At 73.9% G+C, this 19,246-nt stretch carries 11 protein-coding genes and 1 pseudogene; 4 read left to right on the top strand and 8 right to left on the bottom strand.

Going from position 1 to position 19,246, the window contains the following annotated elements; all coding sequences use genetic code 11:
• The first annotated feature begins 22 nt into the window (after positions 1-22).
• Both cydD and ACIQWR_RS30255 read left to right on the top strand, forming a co-directional pair.
• Positions 23-3,574, top strand: a complete 3,552-nt coding sequence (cydD, locus tag ACIQWR_RS30260) for a thiol reductant ABC exporter subunit CydD (RefSeq protein WP_404015960.1) — start codon at positions 23-25, stop codon at positions 3,572-3,574.
• A 63-nt stretch (positions 3,575-3,637) separates the two neighbouring features.
• Positions 3,638-5,353 (top strand): GAF domain-containing sensor histidine kinase, encoded by a 1,716-nt coding sequence (locus ACIQWR_RS30255; protein ID WP_399264526.1) that lies wholly within the window; start codon positions 3,638-3,640, stop codon positions 5,351-5,353.
• A gap of 53 nt (positions 5,354-5,406) precedes the next feature.
• Here the strand turns inward: ACIQWR_RS30255 and ACIQWR_RS30250 are convergent, their stop codons facing one another.
• Positions 5,407-6,291, bottom strand: coding sequence for a Cof-type HAD-IIB family hydrolase (locus tag ACIQWR_RS30250; RefSeq protein ID WP_404015957.1), 885 nt, complete (start codon positions 6,289-6,291; stop codon positions 5,407-5,409).
• 69 nt (positions 6,292-6,360) lie between these two features.
• On the opposite strand from ACIQWR_RS30250, the gene ACIQWR_RS30245 reads away from it, so the two are divergent.
• Positions 6,361-7,263: an LLM class flavin-dependent oxidoreductase gene (locus tag ACIQWR_RS30245; RefSeq protein WP_404015954.1), complete on the top strand. Its 903-nt coding sequence runs from the start codon at positions 6,361-6,363 to the stop codon at positions 7,261-7,263.
• 100 nt (positions 7,264-7,363) lie between these two features.
• Here the strand turns inward: ACIQWR_RS30245 and ACIQWR_RS30240 are convergent, their stop codons facing one another.
• The 3 genes from ACIQWR_RS30240 to ACIQWR_RS30230 form a co-directional block, all read right to left on the bottom strand.
• Positions 7,364-10,534, bottom strand: a complete 3,171-nt coding sequence (locus tag ACIQWR_RS30240; protein ID WP_404015952.1) for a tetratricopeptide repeat protein — start codon at positions 10,532-10,534, stop codon at positions 7,364-7,366.
• Positions 10,531-12,426, bottom strand: coding sequence for an HSP90 family protein (locus ACIQWR_RS30235; protein WP_404015949.1), 1,896 nt, complete (start codon positions 12,424-12,426; stop codon positions 10,531-10,533). The genes ACIQWR_RS30240 and ACIQWR_RS30235 overlap by 4 nt, the downstream gene beginning before the upstream one ends.
• Before the next feature lie 212 nt (positions 12,427-12,638).
• Positions 12,639-13,178, bottom strand: a complete 540-nt coding sequence (locus ACIQWR_RS30230) for an RNA 2'-phosphotransferase (RefSeq protein ID WP_404015946.1) — start codon at positions 13,176-13,178, stop codon at positions 12,639-12,641.
• A gap of 143 nt (positions 13,179-13,321) precedes the next feature.
• On the opposite strand from ACIQWR_RS30230, the pseudogene ACIQWR_RS30225 reads away from it, so the two are divergent.
• Positions 13,322-14,086 (top strand): annotated as a pseudogene (locus ACIQWR_RS30225) (aquaporin); the annotation flags it as partial.
• Positions 14,087-14,451: 365 nt separating this feature from the next.
• Here the strand turns inward: ACIQWR_RS30225 and ACIQWR_RS30220 are convergent.
• Genes ACIQWR_RS30220 through ACIQWR_RS30205 form a run of 4 tightly spaced genes read right to left on the bottom strand, consistent with a single transcriptional unit; the run spans position 14,452 to position 19,060 of the window.
• Entirely contained in the window at positions 14,452-15,408 is a 957-nt protein-coding gene (locus tag ACIQWR_RS30220) for a MerR family transcriptional regulator (RefSeq protein ID WP_385773651.1), read from the bottom strand.
• Between the two features lie 54 nt (positions 15,409-15,462).
• Positions 15,463-16,365, bottom strand: a complete 903-nt coding sequence (locus tag ACIQWR_RS30215; protein WP_404015943.1) for a metal-dependent hydrolase — start codon at positions 16,363-16,365, stop codon at positions 15,463-15,465.
• A complete protein-coding gene (locus tag ACIQWR_RS30210; RefSeq protein WP_404016090.1) occupies positions 16,362-18,125 on the bottom strand; it encodes an SDR family oxidoreductase in 1,764 nt (587 codons plus the stop codon). Before ACIQWR_RS30210 ends, ACIQWR_RS30215 begins: the two co-directional genes overlap by 4 nt.
• Positions 18,126-18,130: 5 nt before the next feature.
• Positions 18,131-19,060, bottom strand: a complete 930-nt coding sequence (locus ACIQWR_RS30205) for a M24 family metallopeptidase (RefSeq protein ID WP_404015940.1) — start codon at positions 19,058-19,060, stop codon at positions 18,131-18,133.
• Positions 19,061-19,246: the final 186 nt, after the last annotated feature.

Genomic DNA, 19,246 nt, shown 5'->3' with positions numbered 1-19,246 from the left:
CCTGCCCGACCCTCCTTGGGGGATGTTTCACGTGAAACCGATCGACCCGCGCCTGCTCCGGTACGCCCGCTCCACCCGTCTCTTCCTGGGGGCCGTGGTGGCTCTGGGACTCGCCGGAGCGGGGCTGGTCGTCGGTCAGGCGATGCTGATCGCCGAGATCGTGGTCGGCGCCTTCGAGGACGGGCTCGACGGGGAGGCCCTCCGGACGCCCCTGTTGCTGCTCGCGGCGGTGGCCCTGGGCCGGGGCCTGGTGGCCTGGCTCACCGAGCTGGCCGCCCACCGGGCCAGCGCCGCGGTCAAGTCGGAACTGCGCGGCCGACTGCTGGAGCGCGCCGCTGACCTGGGCCCGTCCTGGCTCAGCGGGCAGCGGACGGGCTCCTTGGTGGCACTGGCCACCCGGGGCGTGGACGCACTGGACGACTACTTCTCCCGGTACCTGCCGCAGCTCGGGCTCGCGATCGTGGTGCCGGTGGCGGTCCTCGCCCGGATCGTCACGGAGGACTGGGTCTCGGCGGCCATCATCGTGGTGACGCTGCCGCTGATCCCCGTCTTCATGATCCTCATCGGCTGGGCCACCCAGTCCCGGATGGACCGCCAGTGGAGGCTGCTGTCCCGGCTCTCGGGCCACTTCCTCGACGTGGTCGCCGGACTGCCGACGCTGAAGGTCTTCGGGCGCGCCAAGGCACAGGCCGAGTCCATCCGGACCATCACCGACGACTACCGGCGCGCCACGATGCGCACGCTGCGGATCGCCTTCCTCTCGTCCTTCGCGCTGGAACTGCTCGCCACCCTTTCGGTGGCCCTGGTCGCCGTGACCATCGGCATGCGGCTCGTGCACGGTGACCTCGATCTGTACACCGGGCTGGTCATCCTGATCCTGGCGCCCGAGGCGTACCTGCCGCTGCGCCAGGTCGGTGCGCAGTACCACGCGGCTGCCGAGGGACTGGCGGCGGCGGAGGAGATCTTCGAGGTCCTGGAGACGCCGGTGACCGGCGCGGGCGGGACGGCCGCCCCGGCGCCCGTCGCCAGCGCCGCGCTGAGCTTCGAGGGCGTCGCCGTGCGCTACGAGGGCCGGGCCGAGCCCTCGCCCGGGCCGCTCTCGCTGACGGTCGCGCCGGGGGAGTGCGTCGCGCTCACCGGTCCCAGCGGGGTGGGCAAGTCCACCCTGCTCCAGGTGCTGCTCGGATTCGTGACGCCGACCGAGGGGCGGGTGCGGATCGGGGGCGTGGACCTGTCCGAGCTCTCCCTGGAGCAGTGGCGCGAGCGGATCGCCTGGGTGCCGCAGCGCCCCCACCTGTTCGCGGGGACCATCGCGGAGAACGTACGGCTGGCGCGCCCGGGGGCCTCGGACGAAGAGGTCGCACGGGCGCTGCGGGACGCGGGGGCCGAGGAGTTCGTGGCCGCGCTGCCGGCCGGAGCGGAGACCCTGCTGGGCGAGGGCGGGGTCGGCCTCTCCGCCGGCCAGCGGCAGCGGCTCGCGCTCGCCCGGGCGTTCCTGGCGGACCGGCCGGTGCTGCTGCTGGACGAGCCCACGGCCGCCCTCGACGGGCAGACCGAGGCCGCGGTGGTGGACGCCGTGCGCCGACTGGCCGCCGGTCGCACGGTGCTGCTCGTGGTGCACCGGCCGGCGCTGCTGGCGGTGGCGGACCGGGTGGTGACGGTGGGCTCCGGAGCCGCGCCGGCGGCCCCGGTGCCCGCGCCGGCCCGGGCACCCCACGCGCCGGCGGAGCCGCACGCCGAACCCGGGGGCTGGATCCTCGGGGAGGTCGCCGAGAGGGAGGCGGCCGCCGCGACCGGTGGCGGGCGCGATGGAGGCCACCCGCTCGCCCGGGTGCGGGCGGCCGCGGCGCAGTGGCAGGGGCGGTTCCGGCTCGGCCTCTTCCTCGGCGCGCTGGCCGTCGGGTGCGGAGTCGCTCTGATGGCCGTCTCCGGCTGGCTCATCTCCCGGGCCTCCGAGCACCCTCCCGTGCTCTACCTGATGGTCGCGGTCACCGCGACCAGGGCCTTCGGCATGGGCCGGGCCGTCTTCCGCTACGCGGAGCGCCTCGTCTCCCACGACGCCGTGCTGCGGATGCTCGCGGAGCTGCGGGTCTCCGTGTACCGGCGGCTGGAGCGGATCGCGCCCGGCGGGCTGCGCGAGCGGCGCCGTGGTGACCTGCTGACCCGGCTGGTGGCCGACGCCGACGCCCTGCAGGACTACTGGCTGCGCTGGCTGCTGCCGGTCGGCACCGCCGTGCTCGTCGGGCTCGGCTCGGTCGGCTTCACGGCCTGGCTGCTGCCGGAGGCCGGAGCCGTGCTCGCCGTCGGGCTGCTGGCCGCGGGGATCGTGGTGCCCCTGGTCAGTGGTGCCTGCGCACGACGGGCTGAGCGCAGGCTCGCCCCCGCACGCGGTGAGCTGGCCACCCGGGTGGCGGATCTGCTGTCCGGCACCGCCGAGCTGACCGTCGCCGGGGCGCTGGGCGGCCGTAAGGAGCGGGCGCGCGAGAGCGACGCGGTCCTCACCCGGATCGCCGCCCGGGGCGCCGCGGCCACCGGCATCGGCAGCGGGCTGTCGGCCCTGATCTGCGGCCTGACCGTGGCGGCGGCCGCCGCGGTCGCCGCGGGCGCGGTGCACCAGGGCCGGCTCGGCGGGGTGGCCACGGCCGTGGCGGTGCTCACCCCGCTCGCCGCCTTCGAGGCGGTCAACGGGCTTCCGCTGGCCGTCCAGTACCGCCAGCGGGTGTGGCGCAGTGCGGAGCGGGTCCACGAGGTCATCGACGCCCCGGCGCCGGTCGTCGAGCCCGAGGTGCCCGGCCGGGCGCCCGCGTCCGCCTTCCCGCTGCGGCTGACCGGGCTCGCCGCCCGCCACCCCGGGCAGGAGGGCGACGCGCTGCGGGGGATCGACCTGACCCTGGAGGCGGGCCGCCGGCTCGCCGTCGTGGGACCCTCCGGCGCGGGCAAGACCACCCTGGCCCAGGTGCTCCTGCGGTTCCTGGACGTGGCCGAGGGCGCGTACACCGTCGCGGGGGTCGACGTACGGACCCTGGACGGGGACGACGTACGCCGCAGCGTCGGCCTGTGCGCGCAGGACGCGCACATCTTCGACAGCTCGGTCCGGGAGAACCTGCGCCTGGCGCGGACCGGGGCGAGCGAAGCGGAGCTGCGCGCGGCCCTCGCCGCCGCCCGGCTGCTGGAGTGGGCGGACGGGCTGCCCGAGGGGCTGGACACGCTCGTCGGCGAGCACGGCGAGAGGATCTCCGGCGGTCAGCGCCAGCGGCTCGCCCTGGCCCGGGCGCTGCTGGCCGACTTCCCCGTACTGGTCCTGGACGAGCCCGCCGAGCACCTGGACGTGGTCACCGCGGACGCGCTGACCGAGGACCTGCTGCACGCGACCGAGGGGCGGACGACGGTGCTGATCACGCACCGGCTGGCCGGCCTGGACGCGGTGGACGAGATCCTCGTGCTGGACGCTGGAAGGGTGGTGCAGCGCGGTCCGTACACCGAGCTCGTCGCCGTACCGGGCCCGCTGCGGCGGATGGTCGAGCGGGAACGGGAAGGGGACCTGGCCGGTGCCGGGCAGCTGGAATCGGCTTGATCGGGCGGTGGGAAGGCCGGTGCCGACTTTCCCCAGCAAAAGGGACTAACTAGTCTCAAGGACATGTCAGTGCAGGAGTCGCAGGAATCGCCGGACCCGATGGAGGCCGCCACTCAGGCCACCCGGAGTCTGCAGGGGCTGTCCACCGAGCTCACCGCCCGTGTCCCGCAGCTGCTGGAGGCGATGCGGTCGGTCGGCACCGGCCTCGAACTGCACTCCACGCTGGACCGGATCTGCGAGACCGCCGCGGAGCTGGCCGCCGCCCGCTACGCGGCGATCGGAGTGGTGGACACCGAGGGGCGCGGCCTCTCCGACTTCGTCACCTACGGCATCGACGACGAGACGGCCCGGCTCATCGGGCACCGCCCCGACGGCAAGCGGGGCCTGCTCGGGGCGCTGATCGAGCATCCGGACGCGGTCCGCCTCGCCGATCTGTCGAGCGACCCGCGCTCGGCGGGCTTCCCGGCGGGCCACCCGCCGATGAAGACCTTCCTCGGCGTACCGATCCGCGTCCAAGGAGAGATCTTCGGCAATCTGTACCTCGCCGAGAAGCACGGCGGCGCCGAGTTCAACGACTACGACGTCCACATGGTCCGGGTGCTGGCGACCGAGGCGGGCATCGCCATCGGCAACGCCCGCCTGTACGAGGCCGCCACCCAGCGCGAGCGGTGGATCGACGGATCGGTGGCCGTCACCACCGCGCTGCTGTCGGGCGGTGACGCCGACGACGCGCTGGCCGTCGTCGCGGAACAGGCCCGTCGGCTGGCGGACTCGGCGGCCGGGATCGTCATGCTGCCCTCGGAGGAGGGCGGGATGGAGATCGTGGCGGTCTCCGCCGACCACCCGGGCAACTCGCTCGGAGTGCTGATCCCCGGCGACAGCCCCGTGGTGGACAAGCTGCTCCACGGGGAGCCGGTGTTCGTGGACGACGCGTCCGCGGATCCGCGGATGATCGGCCGCCTGACCAGTCAGTACGGACCCTGCATGATGCTCCCGCTGCACAGCGGCGGGCGGGTGCTGGGCGCGCTCGTGACGCCCCGGGCACGCGGGAAGCGGCCGTTCAGCGAGGCGGAGCGGACCCTGGCCACGCAGTTCGCCTCGCAGGCCGCCCTCGCGCTGATGATGGCCGAGGCCCAGCGCGACCGGGAGCGGCTCGCGGTGTTCGAGGACCGCGACCGGATCGCCCGTGACCTGCACGACCTGGTCATCCAGCGGCTGTTCGCCACCGGGATGATGCTGGAGGGCGCCCAACGCCGGTCCATCGTTCCCGAGGTGCGCGACGGGGTGGGCAAGGCCGTCGACGAGCTGGACGTGACGATCCAGGAGATCCGGACCGCGATCTTCGCCCTCCAGCAGGGCCCGGCGGAGGCCCCGTCGGGTCTGCGCACGCGGGTGCTGCGCGAGATCAACATGGCGGCTGTACCGCTGGGCTTCAAGCCCGCGCACCGCTTCCTGGGGCCGATCGACGCGGTGGTCGGCGAGCTGGTCGGCAAGAACCTGATCGCCGCGCTGCGCGAGGCGCTGTCCAACGCGTTCCGGCATTCGGAGGCGGGTCGGATCGAGGTGGTGCTGGACTCGACGATCACGCTCGCGGACGGGCGGCCCGGTGTCCGGCTGGAGGTCGCGGACGACGGGGTGGGCATCCCCGAGGGCGGTCGGCGCAGCGGGCTGCGGAACCTGCGGCGCCGGGCGGAGTCGCTGGGCGGGTCCAGCTCGTACGGCCCGGGCATCGGCGAGGACGGCGGCGGGACCACCCTGGTGTGGGAGGCCCCGCTCTGACGGGACGCCTGTGACCGGGCCGCCTGTGACCGGGGTGGGTCCGGCTTCCCGCGTCAGTGCGGGCGGTGGGCCAGGTCCGCCAGGATCTGCTCGATGACGAGGGCGACCCCGTCCTCGTTGTTGGCGAGGGTGCGTCCGGACGCGGCCGCGGTCACGGCGGGGTGGGCGTTGCCCATCGCGTACGAGGTGCCCGCCCAGCTCAGCATCTCCACGTCGTTGGGCATGTCCCCGAAGGCGACGACCTCGGCGCTGGAGATGCCGCGTTCGGCGCAGCAGAGTTCCAGGGTGCTGGCCTTGGACACGCCGAGGCCGCTGATCTCCAGCAGCGCGGTCGGGCTGGAGCGCGTGATCGAGCCGTACTCCCCCGCGGCGGCCCGGGCCAGGGTCAAGAACGCGTCCGGCGACAGCTCGGGGTGGTGGGCGAGCAGCTTGAGCACGGGCGCGGCCGGCGTGGCCGGGTCCGCGTACAGGAGCTTCTCGGCGGTGGCCACCGTGGCGCCCGGGTCCTGGTAGAAGGGCGGGTACGCGGGCTCGTAGTGGATGCCGGTGGTCAGCTCGACGGCGAAGGAGCTGCCGGGGGCGGCGGCGCGCAGCGCGTGCACGACGGCCAGTGCGTCGGCCCGGGGCAGCTCGCGGACCTGGACGAACTCCCGGCCGGCGTGCAGATCGACGACGGCAGCGCCGTTCGCGCAGATGGCGAGGCCGTGGCCGTGCACGTGCTCGGCGACGACGTCCATCCAGCGGGCCGGCCGGCCGGTCACGAAGAAGACCTCGATCCCGGCTTCCTCGGCCGCCGCGAGGGCGGCGACGGTGCGGTCGGACACGGACTTGTCGTCGCGCAGCAAGGTGCCGTCGAGGTCGGTGGCGATGAGGCGGGGCGTGGGTGCGGGCCCGTCCGGGCGCTGGGGAGCCGAGGTCACCGGTCCATCTTCGCCCATGGGCCCGCCCGGCCCGACCAGGGCCGCGGCGGACGGGGTGGTCGTCCGGACCGCCGTAGGCTCTGTGACATGAGTCTGCGTCTGAGCACTGTGATTCTTCCGGTACGTCGCTGGCACGAGGGCGGCCGCGACGAGTGGGTGCGAGCCGAGGAGCTCGGCTTCCACACCGCTTACACCTACGACCACCTCTCCTGGCGGACCTTCCGCGACGGCCCGTGGTTCGGCGCCGTGCCCACCCTTACCGCCGCGGCCGCCGCGACCGGGCGGATGCGCCTGGGCACCCTCGTGACCTCGCCGAACTTCCGGCACCCGGTGACCCTCGCCAAGGACCTGATGTCGCTGGACGACATCTCCGGCGGCCGGATCACCCTCGGCATCGGGGCGGGGGGCAACGGCTTCGACGCGACCGCGCTCGGGCAGGAGGCGTGGACCCCGCGCGAGCGGGCCGACCGGTTCGCGGAGTTCGTGCCGCTGCTCGACCGGCTGCTGACCGAGGAGTCGGTGACGTACGAGGGCACCTTCTACTCAGCGGACCAGGCCCGCAACATCCCCGGCTGCGTCCAGGGGCCCCGGCTGCCGTTCGCGGTGGCCGCCAACGGCCCGCGCGGGCTGAAGCTGGCCGCCCGGCACGGGCAGGCCTGGGTGACCACGGGGGACCCGAAGCTCTTCGAGGCGGGCACCGGGGAGCAGTCGGTCGAGGCGCTGCGGGGCCAGATCGAGAAGCTGGGCAAGGCCTGTGCCGAGATCGGCCGGGATCCGGAGTCGGTCGAGAAGATCCTGCTGACCGGGTTCACCCCGGAGGCGAACACGATGCTGAGCTCGCTCGACGCGTTCGTCGACTTCGTGGGACGCCACCGCGAGCTGGGCTTCAGCGAGCTGGTGATCCACGCGCCGATCCCCGACTCGGACTTCGCGGTGGACCAGGACGTGTTCGAGAAGATCGCCACCGAGGGGCTCGCCCAGCTGGCCTGACGCGTGGAGTGCCCGACGCGTGGGCTGCCGGGCGGTCCGGGGTGGTCGGTCCGGGGTGGGCGGTTCGTCAGCCGTCCCGAACCGCCCACCCCGATCGACCTCAGGGCGCCAGCTGGTCCCGTGCGGCCTCGGCCCGGGTCAGCAGCCAGTCCGGCGCCGCCCCCTGCGGCAGCGCGCGCAGGTCCTCGACGAGGGCGGTCAGCCGGGCCGTCGCCCGCTCCGTCCGGCCCAGCTCCCGGTCCGCCCGGGCGGCGCTCCGCACGCACCAGAACCGCTCCGAGACGCGCTCGGACCCGAGTCCGGCGTAGCGCGAGGCCGCCCGGTCCCAGAGGTCGACCTGCTCCTCCCGGAGCAGCCGCACCTCCGCTCCGGTCAGCGGCAGGTAGCCCTCGGCGCTCTCCTCCTCCTCCTCCTCGCCCGTGGTGCCGTCCTCGTCCTCGTCGAAGTGGCCCTCGTCCTCGGGTGTCAGCCGGCGGTCGATCAGCTGGGCGAGCTGCTGCCAGGTCTGGGCGAGTTCGAAGCGCAGTCGCGGGTCGTCGGCCGCTTCACCGGACGCCTCCCCGGCCGCCGCCTCCAGCACGGCCACCGCCGCGTCCATCAGGGCCCGGGCCCGGGCGAACCGCTCGTCGGCGCTCTCCCCCTGCTTGTCCTGTCCCTGTCCCTGCACCGTCAGCCAGGCCAGTGAGCGCAGCATCCGCACCTCGGACACCGGGTTGTCACCGATCGCCCGGCGCAGTTCCAGCGCCCGCTCGTAGGCGGCGACCGCGTCCGACCACCTGCGGGCGGTGGACAGGGCGTCGGCCGCCGACTGCGCGAGGTGGGCCTGGGGCCGGGGATCCTCCCAGCCCTTGGTGACGTCGGCGGCCAGCAGGTACTGCTCGGCCGCACCCGCCGCGTCGTGCAGCGCGCCGAGCAGGTCGCCGAGCAGCTCCCGTGCCTGTACCTCGGGGTACTCCCCCTGTCCGGCCAGGTCCGCCACCGCGGACTGGAGCACCTCCACCGCCTCGACCGTGCGCCCGGCCGCCGCGTAGGCGCGGGCGAGCAGGAGCCGGGCCCGCGCCCCGCCGGCCTCGGCGAGGCCGGCCAGATCGAACCAGTGCGCACTGTCCAGGGCGTGCCCGGCGGCCTCCGCCACGGCCTCCTCGTCCCCGCGCAGCAGGATCTCCGCGAGGGTCAGGCGTACGGAGCCGTGCGTCTCGGCGTCGGTCACCTCGGCCGAGTGCGCCACGGCGGAGCGCGCCGCTTCCTCGGCCTCCGCCGGGCGCCCGAGCGAGAGGAGCACCTGCGCCCGCAGGGCCAACGGGTCCACCGCCAGCCACGGCCGGCCCGCCCCGACACCGTGCTCGGCGGCCGAGGCGAGCAGGGCCACCGCCCGCTGCGCGTCGCCCTCCTGGAGCCGTAGGCGCGCCGACAGCTCCTCGGCGTCGGCCGCCAGGTCGGACAGGTCCGTGCCCGTGGTGGCGGCGACGAGGGCGTCGAGCCCCGCGATCAGCTCCGGGTCCACCTCGCGGTGGTCGTGGTCGTCCTGCGCCGCGCGCAGGTACGACTCCACGCGCATCCGGGTCAGCTCGGCCGACGCGATCCGGCGCGCGCGCAGCGGATCCGCCGGGTCCAGCGCCGCGGCGGCTCCGACGGCCGCCGCCAGCAGCTCGCGCAGCTCGGCCGGTTCGGCGCCCGCCTGGAAGGCCGCGCTGACCAGCCACAGCTGCGCCAGCGCCGCCCGGTCCGGCTGGCCGGCGGCCCGCTGGGCGTCGCGGGCTTCGGCGAGCAGGACCCGTACCCGCTCGGGCCCGGTGTCGCCGGCGGTCGCTCCCGTGGCCGGTTCCCGGCCCGCGGTCCGCGCGGCCGTCAGGGCCCGGTGCTCCAGCAGGTCGGCGGCCAGCGCGGCGTCCACCGGAGCGGCGGGGCCGGACGCGCTGGTCTCCTCCCGAGCAGCCCCGTCCACCGGGGCGGTCGCGGCCCGCGCCGCCACCTGGGCCCACAGCGCCGGCGCCCCCGGACGGCCCTCGGCCCGCGCCGCCCGGGCCCGGGCCACCAGCTCCGCGAAACCGATCGCGCCCGGGGCCGTCCCCGCGACGACCGCAGCCGGGCCCGCTGCCGTGTTCGGAGTCGTGTTCGGAGCCGGGGCCGCGGTCCCGTCCGGGCGGGCACCGGGCAGCGGGGCGCTGCGCACCCCGAGCGGCAGTGCCCGCGCCAGCGGTGCCTGTTCGATCCGCGCCGTGAACCGGTCGGAGGCCCGGGAGTTCCCGTTGCGCGCGTCGAAGCGCCGTACGCCTTCCCACGCGTCGGCGTGCAGCAGCGCGTACAGCTCGCGCACGCTCCGGACGGCTCCCTGGTGGGCGACGGCCGGTCCGTCGCCGAGGCCCAGCTCGGTCAGCCGGCGCAACAGGACGAGGACGCCGCCGTAGAACTCCACCAGGGCGTCGACGTCGTTCGGTCGGCCGAGGTGCGTGGCGTGCTCGGCGAGGATCTCCAGTCCGCGCGGCTCGTTGCCGGTCAGCGCGCAGAACTCGATGTGCTTGCCGATCGAGCGCAGCAGGCTGTCGTTGCCCCGGGCCATCCGGTAGCCCCGCAGGTGGTGCGAGCGGGCCTCGTCGAGCCGGCCCAGCCGCAGCAGCGGCAGCAGGGACTGGGCCAGCACCCGGTGCGGCTCCTCCGCGCAGACCTGCTCGCCCGCGAGGACCGGCCGCCAGACCTCGATGGCCTTGGCATCGTCGCCCTTGTGCACCCGGAACCAGCCCTGGACGTTGATCTCACAGGCGTGGCAGTCCGTCATGCTGTCCCGATCGGCGGCCATCCACCGGGAGACGGCCAGCTCGGCGCGCTCGTCGTCGGCGAGGGCGTCCGCGAGGAACAGCTCGGCCTCGCGCACCGGACGTTCCCCGTAGCCCGCGAGCCGGTAGCGGCGTTCCATCTCGGTGAGCCAGCCGCTGGCCTGGTCGAGCGATATCTCGGGGGAGTTGGCAATCGCCGAGGCGACCCACTTGAACTGCCAGAAGAGGGATCTGACCTCGCGCTGCGCGAACGCACCGGGATCGCGGTCGTACTCCTGGAGCAGCCGGGCGAAGGGCACGAGCATCCGCGGCCGCTCGGAGGAGTACTCGTAGGCGTTGATCTGGTGGTCCAGGGCCGTGCGGAAGAGCGCCCGGTCGCCGCAGGCTTCGGCGGCGGCGCTCAGCTCCTCCGCGCGCGCGTTGCGCGCGGCGCCGTTGGGCGTGCTCGCATTGGCCTGGAGGGCCTGGCGGATCTCGTCCGGGGTCATCGCGCTCACTTCTGCGTCCCTTCGGTTCCGGTGGAGTGGGTCGCCCATTCCAGGAGTCCGAGGAAGGCCCGGTTGAGCAGGCTGGAGTCCGCCGGGCGCAGCGGGCGCTGCGCCATCAGCAGGGCCTGTCCGTACAGCGATTCGACCGCCGTACCGGCCAGTGCCGGGTCCGGGATCGAGGCGATCCGGCGGACCAGCGGGTTGTTGTGGTTGAGCACGAGCCGGGCGCGCGGGGCGGCGCCGCGCAGCGAGCCGAGGATGCCGCTCCACAGCGAATCGGCGCTCTCCTGCGCGCTCGCCCGGTCCTTCTCCTGCCGGGTCCGGCGGTCGTCGAGGAAGAGCGCGGGCACGGAGACGGGTTGGAAGGCGCGCAGCACGACGTCGCAGCTCTGCGCCTCCAGCCGGATCCGCGCGGTGGAGAGGAAGGAGGCGAGGGCCAGTTCGGCGTCGGCCGGAACGGGGTCGAGCCGGTCCGTGACGGCGCCGGCGTCGAGCTCGGTGACCTTGATGCCGGGGCGGACGGTCGGCAGCAGGGCCAACAGATCGGCGTCGTAGGTGTATCCGGCGTTGATGACGCCCAGGCCGTGGGCCGCCGCGATCGGGGCGATCTGGCGGAACTCCTCGACCGTGCGCGTGAAGTGGATCTCGCGGTGCGCCGCGGCGAACTCCTCCAGGCTCATGGAGCCGTCGCTCGTCTCGAACGGCAGCCAGGGCAGCATCAGCCCGAGCAGCTCGGCGTCGTGGCGGGCGAGGGACTTCACGCCGAGGTGGTGGACGCGCAGGAAGGCGGCCAGCCGGTCCGGCTCGCTGGCGGCGAGCTCGGCCAGCCAGGTGCGGATGCGGGCGCCGAGGGCTTCGCGCACGGCGGCGAGGGTCTCGTCGTCGTAGAGGTTCTCGCGGGAGGCGGTGGGCCGCAGGGTGTCCGTGTCCAGGACGGCGCGGACGAAGAAGGCCCAGTCCGGCAGCAGGTTGTCGGCCCGGTCGGTGAGCAGCATGCCCTTGAGGTGGACGCGGTGACCGGCGCGGTGGGCGGGGCTGGTCGGCTCGGGGAGCACGTACGCGACGCCGCGCACGCCCGCGACGGGCAGGTCGAGGTCGATGCTGTCGAGGGGGCTGAAGCCGAAGAGGGCCGTGCAGTGTCCGGCGAGGGCGACCCGGCGGGCGTCGGGGGTGGCGTACGGGCGGTCCCAGACGGCGGGTCGGTCGGTGATCGGGCGGGCGGCGCCGCCGGAGCCCGGGTCGGTGGCCCGCGCCGCTTCCTCGAAGGTGATGTCGTAGGGCAGCAGGGAGCCGTAGTCGCGGGCGAGCTGCTCGACCTTGGCGGGCACGGTCCATTCCTCGGCGCCCGGACGCGCTTCCAGGTGGACGGTGGTGCCGGGCTCGGGGCGGGCCTCGTGGGGGAGTTCGCGCACGGTGTAGGAGCCGTCGTCGGTGGCGAGCCACTCGACGGGCGCGGCCCGCGGGTCGCGGGCGGAGCGGGTGACGACGCGGATCTGCCGGGCGACGACGAAGCAGGCCAGCAGGCCGATGCCGAACTGGCCCAGGAACTCCTGCCGGGTGGTCTCCAGGCCGTGCTCGCCGCCGCGCTTGGAGCTGCGGCCGATGGTGGCGAGCAGCGAATGCGCCTCGGCGGCCGTCAGGCCGATGCCGCTGTCCTCGATGGTGACGCGCCCGGCCCCGGCGGACAGCCGGATGCGGACGACCGCGTCCGGATCGTGCGCCCGGCGGGCGGTGACGGCGTCCACCGCGTTCTGGAGCAGCTCGCGGACGTAGACGCGCGGGCTGGAGTAGAGGTGGTGGGAGAGCAGGTCGACGAGTCCGCGCAGGTCGACCTGGAAGGAGTTGGCAGCCGCTTCGGACGGCGTGTCCGCAGCTCCGGTGGGCGGGACGGTGGACGTCATGGAAAGTCACCTCGCGTGTGCTGGGGTTGTCCGGTGATCGCGAGGTACCCCCCTCTCAACCGACCGTGCGCACCAGGGTAGGGGGCGGCCCTGACAGGGCGCCCCGGCAATTTCTCGGGGGATGCGGAGCGGGGGCGTGGGGGTGTGGCGTGGGGTTGTGGGGCGCGGGGTCCGGGGGCGTGAGGTCCGGGGTCCGGGCCGTGTCCGCCCGGCTACGGAAGGCGCAGGAATTCCGGAGGGACGGCGTCCACGAGCCACACCCCGTTGGCGCTCACCCGGAACACGTGCCCGGCCGCCCGCATCGCGCCCGCGTCCACGCTGAGCACCACCGGCCGGCCGCGCCGCGCGCCCACCCGGGTGGCGGTCTCCCGGTCGGGGGACAGGTGCACGTGGTGGCGCCGCATGGGCCGCAGGCCCTCGGCGCGGATCGGGTCCAGGGCGGCGGCGACGGTGCCGTGGTAGAGGTAGGCGGGCGGTTCGGCCTCGGGGAGGTCCAGGTCGACCTCGACGGTGTGGCCCTGGTTGGCCCGGATGCGGGTGCCCACCACGGCGAAGCGCTGCTTGTCGTTGGCGGCGACGACGTGGTCGAGTTCGGCGCGGGTGATGGGGAAGCGGTGGTCCGCGGCCGCGCGCAGGAGGTCGTCGATCTCGACCCAGCCCTGGGCATCGAGCACCAGTCCGATCCGTTCCGGCTGATGTCGCAGGTGTTTCGAGACGTATTTGGACACCTTCACGGTGCGTTTCTCGTCCATGGACGCCAGGTTGCCCGGTGGAGCGCGGCCTGCCAACGGCTTTACGTTCCCTCGGGCCCTCCGGCTCCCGGTGAGACCCCTCTATCGCACTTTCGGTATACGGAATACTTTTTCCGTTGGACTTGAATCCTGGGGGAGACACCATGACCGCACCCGCCGTGACCGCAGCCGCGGTGACCGCATCGGCCGCGCCCGCCGCGCCCGTCGTACCGGCTGTGACCGCACCCGCCGTGCCCGCCGCGGCCTCGCTGCCGCGCCGCGCGGCTGCCGAGCTCATCGGCACCTGCGGGCTCCTCGTCGTCGTCATCGGTTCCGGAATACAGGCCGCCGCCCTGAGCCGGGACGTGGGCGTGGCCCTCGTGGCCAACTCCCTGGCCTCGGCGATCGGCCTCGGCCTGATCATCACGCTGCTCGGGCCGTTGTCCGGGGCGCACCTCAATCCCGTCGTCAGCCTCACCTCCTGGTGGGCGCGCCGGGGCGGGGGCGAGGGCCTGGACGGTCGCGAGGCCCTCGTCTACACCGTGGCCCAGACGCTGGGGGCGATCGGCGGCGCGGTGCTCGCCGAGGCCATGTTCGGGCGGGTGCCGGGGAACTTCGCCACCCAGGTGCGGGGCGGTGGGCACCTTCTGGTCGGCGAGGTCGTGGCCACGGCCGGGCTGGTCCTGGTCATCCAGGGACTGGGGCGGATCGGGCGGTCGCGGCTGATACCGGTGGCGGTGGCCGCGTACATCGCCGCCGCGATCTGGTTCACCTCCTCGGGCTCCTTCGCCAACCCCGCCGGGACCGTCGGGCGCGCCTTCAGCGACTCCTTCACCGGGATCGCGCCGCGCTCGCTGCCCGGGTTCGTCCTGGCGCAGCTGGTGGGCGGGGTGTTGGGCCTGCTGCTCGCGGCCTTCTTGTACGGGCGGGGTGCGGGTGCGAGTGCGAGTGCGGGCGCGGTCGCGGTTGCGGAGTCGGGTTCAGGGTCGGGTTCACGGTCCGGTTCAGGGTCCGGCGAGGGCGAGGCGGCGGCGGCTGCCGGGGCCGGCGAGGTGGTCGTCGTGGCGGCCAAGGGCGTGGCGGCCGGGCCCGATGCCGACTACGCGCGCGCGGGCTGAGCCGACGCCGGTCGAGCCGGTTCGGGCCGGCGCGCCCGAGGTCGGCGTCAGAGGGCCCGACGTCGGCGTCAGAGGGCCCGACGTCGGCGTCGGAAGGTCCGTCCACAGGAAATCCCCACTTGTCCACAGCTGATTCGGTGGGGTTTGTCGGCAAACGGGTGACCACCCTGTGGAAACTAACCGCCGCGCCGCGCCAGCTCGTTCATCGTCCTCGCCTGCAACTCCCGCTCCGTCGCGGCCCGGACGAAGGCCGCCACGTGATCGGCCCCGACCAGCTCCTGCACCGCCCGTACGGTCTCGGCCGGCAGCACCACCGGAGTGGGCCCGGGCGGCTGCGGCGGACCGACCGTACCCAGGTGCCGCTGGAGGTGCCGGGTCGCGAACAGGCGCATGGCCCGGGCCAGCTCGGCGTCCACCGTCTGCTGGGCCAGCGGCCGCAGCCTGCGCACCATGGCGGCCGCGGCGGTCGCCGCGGCGTCCGTCAGGGTCAGCTCCACGGCGCAGGCGGGGTCGATCGCGGCCGTCGCGTCGGTGTGGTGACCGAGGTAGCGGGCGAAGACGTGCTCGGTGGTGAACTCCAGGAAGCGCGAGGCGATGTGCTCGACCTGGCCGCGCAGCTCCCGCAGGTGCCCGGTGATCGCCGCCAGCGGCACCCCGGCCGCATACAGCTCGGCGGCCACGGCCAGCTCCTGGGGCGAGGGGACCAGGAACTCGTCCTCCCGCCCCGGGATCCGCTCCAGGACACCCAGCTCGCAGGCCTCGTCCACCGCGGTGTCGTCGGGCTTGCCGCCGAACCGCTCGTTCAGCTCGGCCCGGCTGATCCGGGCCGCCTCCTCGTCCGTCCACGGCCCGTGCACCTCGGCGACCAGACCGAGTACGCCGCCCAGCCCGCGCCCCGCGTCCCAGGCCTCCAGCAGCTCCTTGATGGAGGCCAGGGTGTAACCGCGGTCCAGCAGGTCGGCGATCTGGCGCAGCCGGGCCAGATGCGTGTCCCGGTACACGTTGGACCGGCCCCGCCGCTCCGGCTTCGGCAGCAGGCCTCGGTCCTGGTACGCCCGGATCGTGCGCACCGTCGCCCCGCTGTGGTGCGCCAGGTCCTCGATCCGGTACTCGGCTACCGCCTGATCGGACAATCCCACTCCCTACGACAGGCCCACGACAGGCCCACCAGGGGCCCACGACGGGCCCTACGACACGGCGGCTCGGCCGACCGCGCCCGCCGCGACGCGGGCGGCGGGCGAAGTCGCCAGGTACTCGACTGCCCTGCGCAGCGAGCCCTCCTGCGAGGGATGGTACGACCGCCGGAAGTAGCGGGGTATGGCCGCGCCCAGCTCTCTCCAGGTCGGTAGCAGGCCCTTGGCCACGGCCTGGTTGTGGGCGCGCAGCGAATACCGCAGCCGGCCGGCGAGTTCCGGGTCGTTGCGTATCAGGTACGCCGTCCCCCACACCCACAGCCAGGCCAGTACCGGGGCGACCACGGCCATGCCCTCGATCCGGCGCGCGTACCGGGCCGCGCCGGTGCCGGCGCAGTGCTGGTACATGTCGAAGGCGACGGAGCGGTGCTCCACCTCCTCCGCGCCGTGCCAGCGCAGCAGGTCCAGCATGATCTCGTCCGAGCCCGCCCGGTCGAGCCCCTCGGCGCGCAGCACCCAGTCTCCGAGCACGGCCGTGAACTGCTCGATCGCGGCGACCAGCGAGAGCCGGAAGCGCAGCCATTCCTGTGCGGGCAGCGGCGCGCCGAACGGCGGGGTCTCGCCGAGCAGCTTCTCGAAGAGGAAATCGACGTACCGGGTGAATTCCGCGGTCGGGAGACGCTGTTCGGCGAGGTGGTCCAGGACGTAGGAGTGCTGCACGCTGTGCGTGGCCTCCTGCCCCATGAACCCCTTGACCTCCTGTCGCAGCCCGGGGTCGGTGACCAGGGGTAGGGCTTCCTTGAAGACCTTGACGAACCACCGCTCCCCGGCGGGCAGCAGCAGGTGCAGCACATTGATCACGTGGGTGGCGGTGGGCTCGTCCGGTATCCAGTGCAGCGGGGTGGTCCGCCAGTCGAAGGCCACCCGGCGCGGAGCGATCCGGTACGCCCCGCTCACAGCCGGGGCTCCAGCTTCGCGAAGGCCCGCAGCGCACCGGGGGCGAAGCGGGACATCCACCGGGCGCCCTTGGACTCGGGGGTCACCGGAACCACCGCCTGGTTCTTCACCACGGCGAGCAGGATCGCGTCGGCGACCTTCTCCGGCGGGAAGTTGCGCAGGCCGTAGAGCCGGGAGGACTTCTGCTGGCGGCGCTTCTCCTCCGCCGCGTCCACCCCGGTGAACCGGGAGGTGGCGGTGATGTTGGTGTTGACGATGCCGGGGCAGATCGCCGAGACGCCGATCGAGCGGCCCGCCAGTTCGGCGCGCAGGCACTCCGACAGCATCAGCACCGCCGCCTTCGAGGTGCTGTAGGCGGGCAGGCTCTTGGTGGGCAGGTAGGCCGCGGCGGAGGCGGTGTTGACGATGTGGCCGCCCTGGCCGCGGTCGGCCATCTGCTTGCCGAAGATCCGGCAGCCGTGGATGACGCCCCACAGGTTGACGTCGAGGACCTTCTTCCAGTCCTCCGAGCTGGTCTCCAGGAAGGGCCCGGAGAGCCCGATCCCGGCGTTGTTGACCAGGACGTCGACGATGCCGTACTCGGCGGCGACCTTCGCCGCGAGCTTCTCCATCGCCTGTTCGTCGCTGACGTCCACGCACTCGCCCCAGGCCTGCGGGGCGCCCACGAGCCGGGCCATCTCGGCGGTGCGGGCGGCGCCCTCGCCGTCGCGGTCCACGGCCACCACCCGGGCGCCGGCCTCGGCGAAGGCGAAGGCCGTGGCCCGCCCGATGCCGCTGGCCGCGCCGGTGACCAGGACGAGCTGCCCGCCGAAGCGGTCGGCGTAGCGCCCCGGGGCCTTCCGCTCCGGCGCGCGGGTCGCGGGCTCCTCGCGGGAGGTGACGAACTCGCCGATCCACGCGGCCAGCTGGTCGGGTCGGGTGCGCGGGATCCAGTGCTTGGCCGGCAGGGTCCGGCGCAGCAGATCGGGCGCCCACAGCTCCAGATCGTCGTAGAGCCGCTCGGACAGGAAGGAGTCCCCGGTCGGGGTGATCAGCTGGACGGGCACGTGGGCGTAGGCGTCGGTGCGCGGGTGGCGCAGCCTGGGACGGATGTTGTCCCGGTAGAGCCAGGCGCCGTGCGCCGCGTCGGAGGCGAGCGAAGCGGTCGGGTAGTCACCGGCCGGGATCTTCTCCAGCCGCTCCAGCATCACGGGCCACCGCTTGCCGAGCGGCCCGCGCCAGGCCAGCTCCGGCAGCACCGGGGTGTGCAGCAGGTACACGTACCAGGACTTGGCGCCCTGCCCCAGCAGCTGCGCGGCCCGGCGCGGGGTCGGCCGGGACATCCGCTTCTTGATCCAGTGCCCGAAGTGGTCCAGCGAGGGCCCCGACATGGAGGTGAAGGAGGCGATCCGACCCTCCGTGCGCCGTACGGTCGCGAACTCCCAGCCCTGTACGGACCCCCAGTCGTGCCCGACCAGGTGCACCGGGCGGTCGGGGCTCACGGCGTCCGCGACCGCGAGGAAGTCATCGGTCAGCTTCTCCAGCGTGAAGCCACCGCGCAGCGGCACGGGCGCCGTGGACCTGCCGTGCCCGCGCACGTCGTAGAGCACCACGTGGAAGTGCTCCGCGAGGCGCTCGGCCACCTCCGACCAGACTTCCTTGCTGTCCGGGTAGCCGTGCACCAGCACCACGGTCGGCCGCTCGGTGTCGCCCAGTTCCACGACGCACAGCTCGATCCCGCCGGTGCTCACCCGGCGCTCCCGCGCTCCTGCCAGTCCCATCTCGCTCACGCCGCCTTCTCCTCCGCCCAACGCCGCACGTGCGGCAGATCGTCATCCAGCCAGAAGGCGCTCTCCGCGGGATCCCGGGAGTCGGTCACGACCAGGATCTCCTCGAACTTGGCGCCGGTGCCGCGGAAGCCCAGGTGCGGCTCCACCGCCCACAAGCCGGGCTGCGGCGGGTGGTCGGAGAAGGAGTACGGGCTCCACAACGGGGACCATCCTTCACGGTGCCCGTGCAGCGCGTCACTGGCCAGCCCCTTCAGGGCCTGGGTGCCGAAGCCGAAGGCGGTCGGTGACCACCGCCGCTCGGCGACCCGGTCCACCTTGTGCGCGATCACCCCGAAGGGATAGGCGCGGTGCCGGTTCGCGTACCCCTGGCGGACCATGAGCCGCTCGACGTCCTCGTAGATGTCGCGCAGCGAACGGCGCTCGCGCACCTGCTCCAGGATCAGCTCGCGGTGCGCCTTCAGGTCGGACAGCAGCCGGTCGTGCACGGGATTGAGCCCGAGGCAGCCGGAGTACCCGACGTCCGCGGTGTACCCCTTGTAGACCGGTGCCATGTCGAGGATGAACGGCATCCCCGGCTCCAGCTTCCGCTGGGTGGGGAAGAACTGGAGCGGGATCCGGAAGTTCACGAAGGCGGTCCGGTCCCCGAACCAGGCGAAGGGCATGTGGAACCAGTCCCGCACCCCGCGCTCGCGCAGCCAGTCGCGCTGCATCCGGGCCGCCTCGCGCTCGGTCACCCCGGGCCGCAGCTGCGCCGCGACCGCCTCGGCGCAGGCGTACGACAGGCGCTGCACCTCCCTGAATCCGTCGAGATCTGCGGCCGTTGGGCGGCCGGCCCCCGCGCCGGCCCGTACGCCGGCCTTCGACCCGCCCGGCGCCCGTACTCCGGCCGCCCGCGCGGTGCTCCGTTGCTTGGTGTCCCCTGCCATGCCAGCCGTCCGTCCGAGTAGCCGTACGCGTCCGTAACTTGACACTGATGAATGTGACAATGCTTGGAGATCACGTCAAGGCCCGTGCACGGACCTGTGGAAAAGTCCTGCGATGTGGACAGCCGCATCAGCCTTCCGACAGGCCGTGTACGCCTGAAGGCGGAGACGGGGTCCCGCTCCAGGTCT

Source organism: Streptomyces sp. NPDC098789, assembly GCF_044759975.1.
Classification (GTDB): Bacteria; Actinomycetota; Actinomycetes; order Streptomycetales; family Streptomycetaceae; genus Streptomyces.
This window is presented reverse-complemented; position numbering and strand designations above follow the sequence as displayed.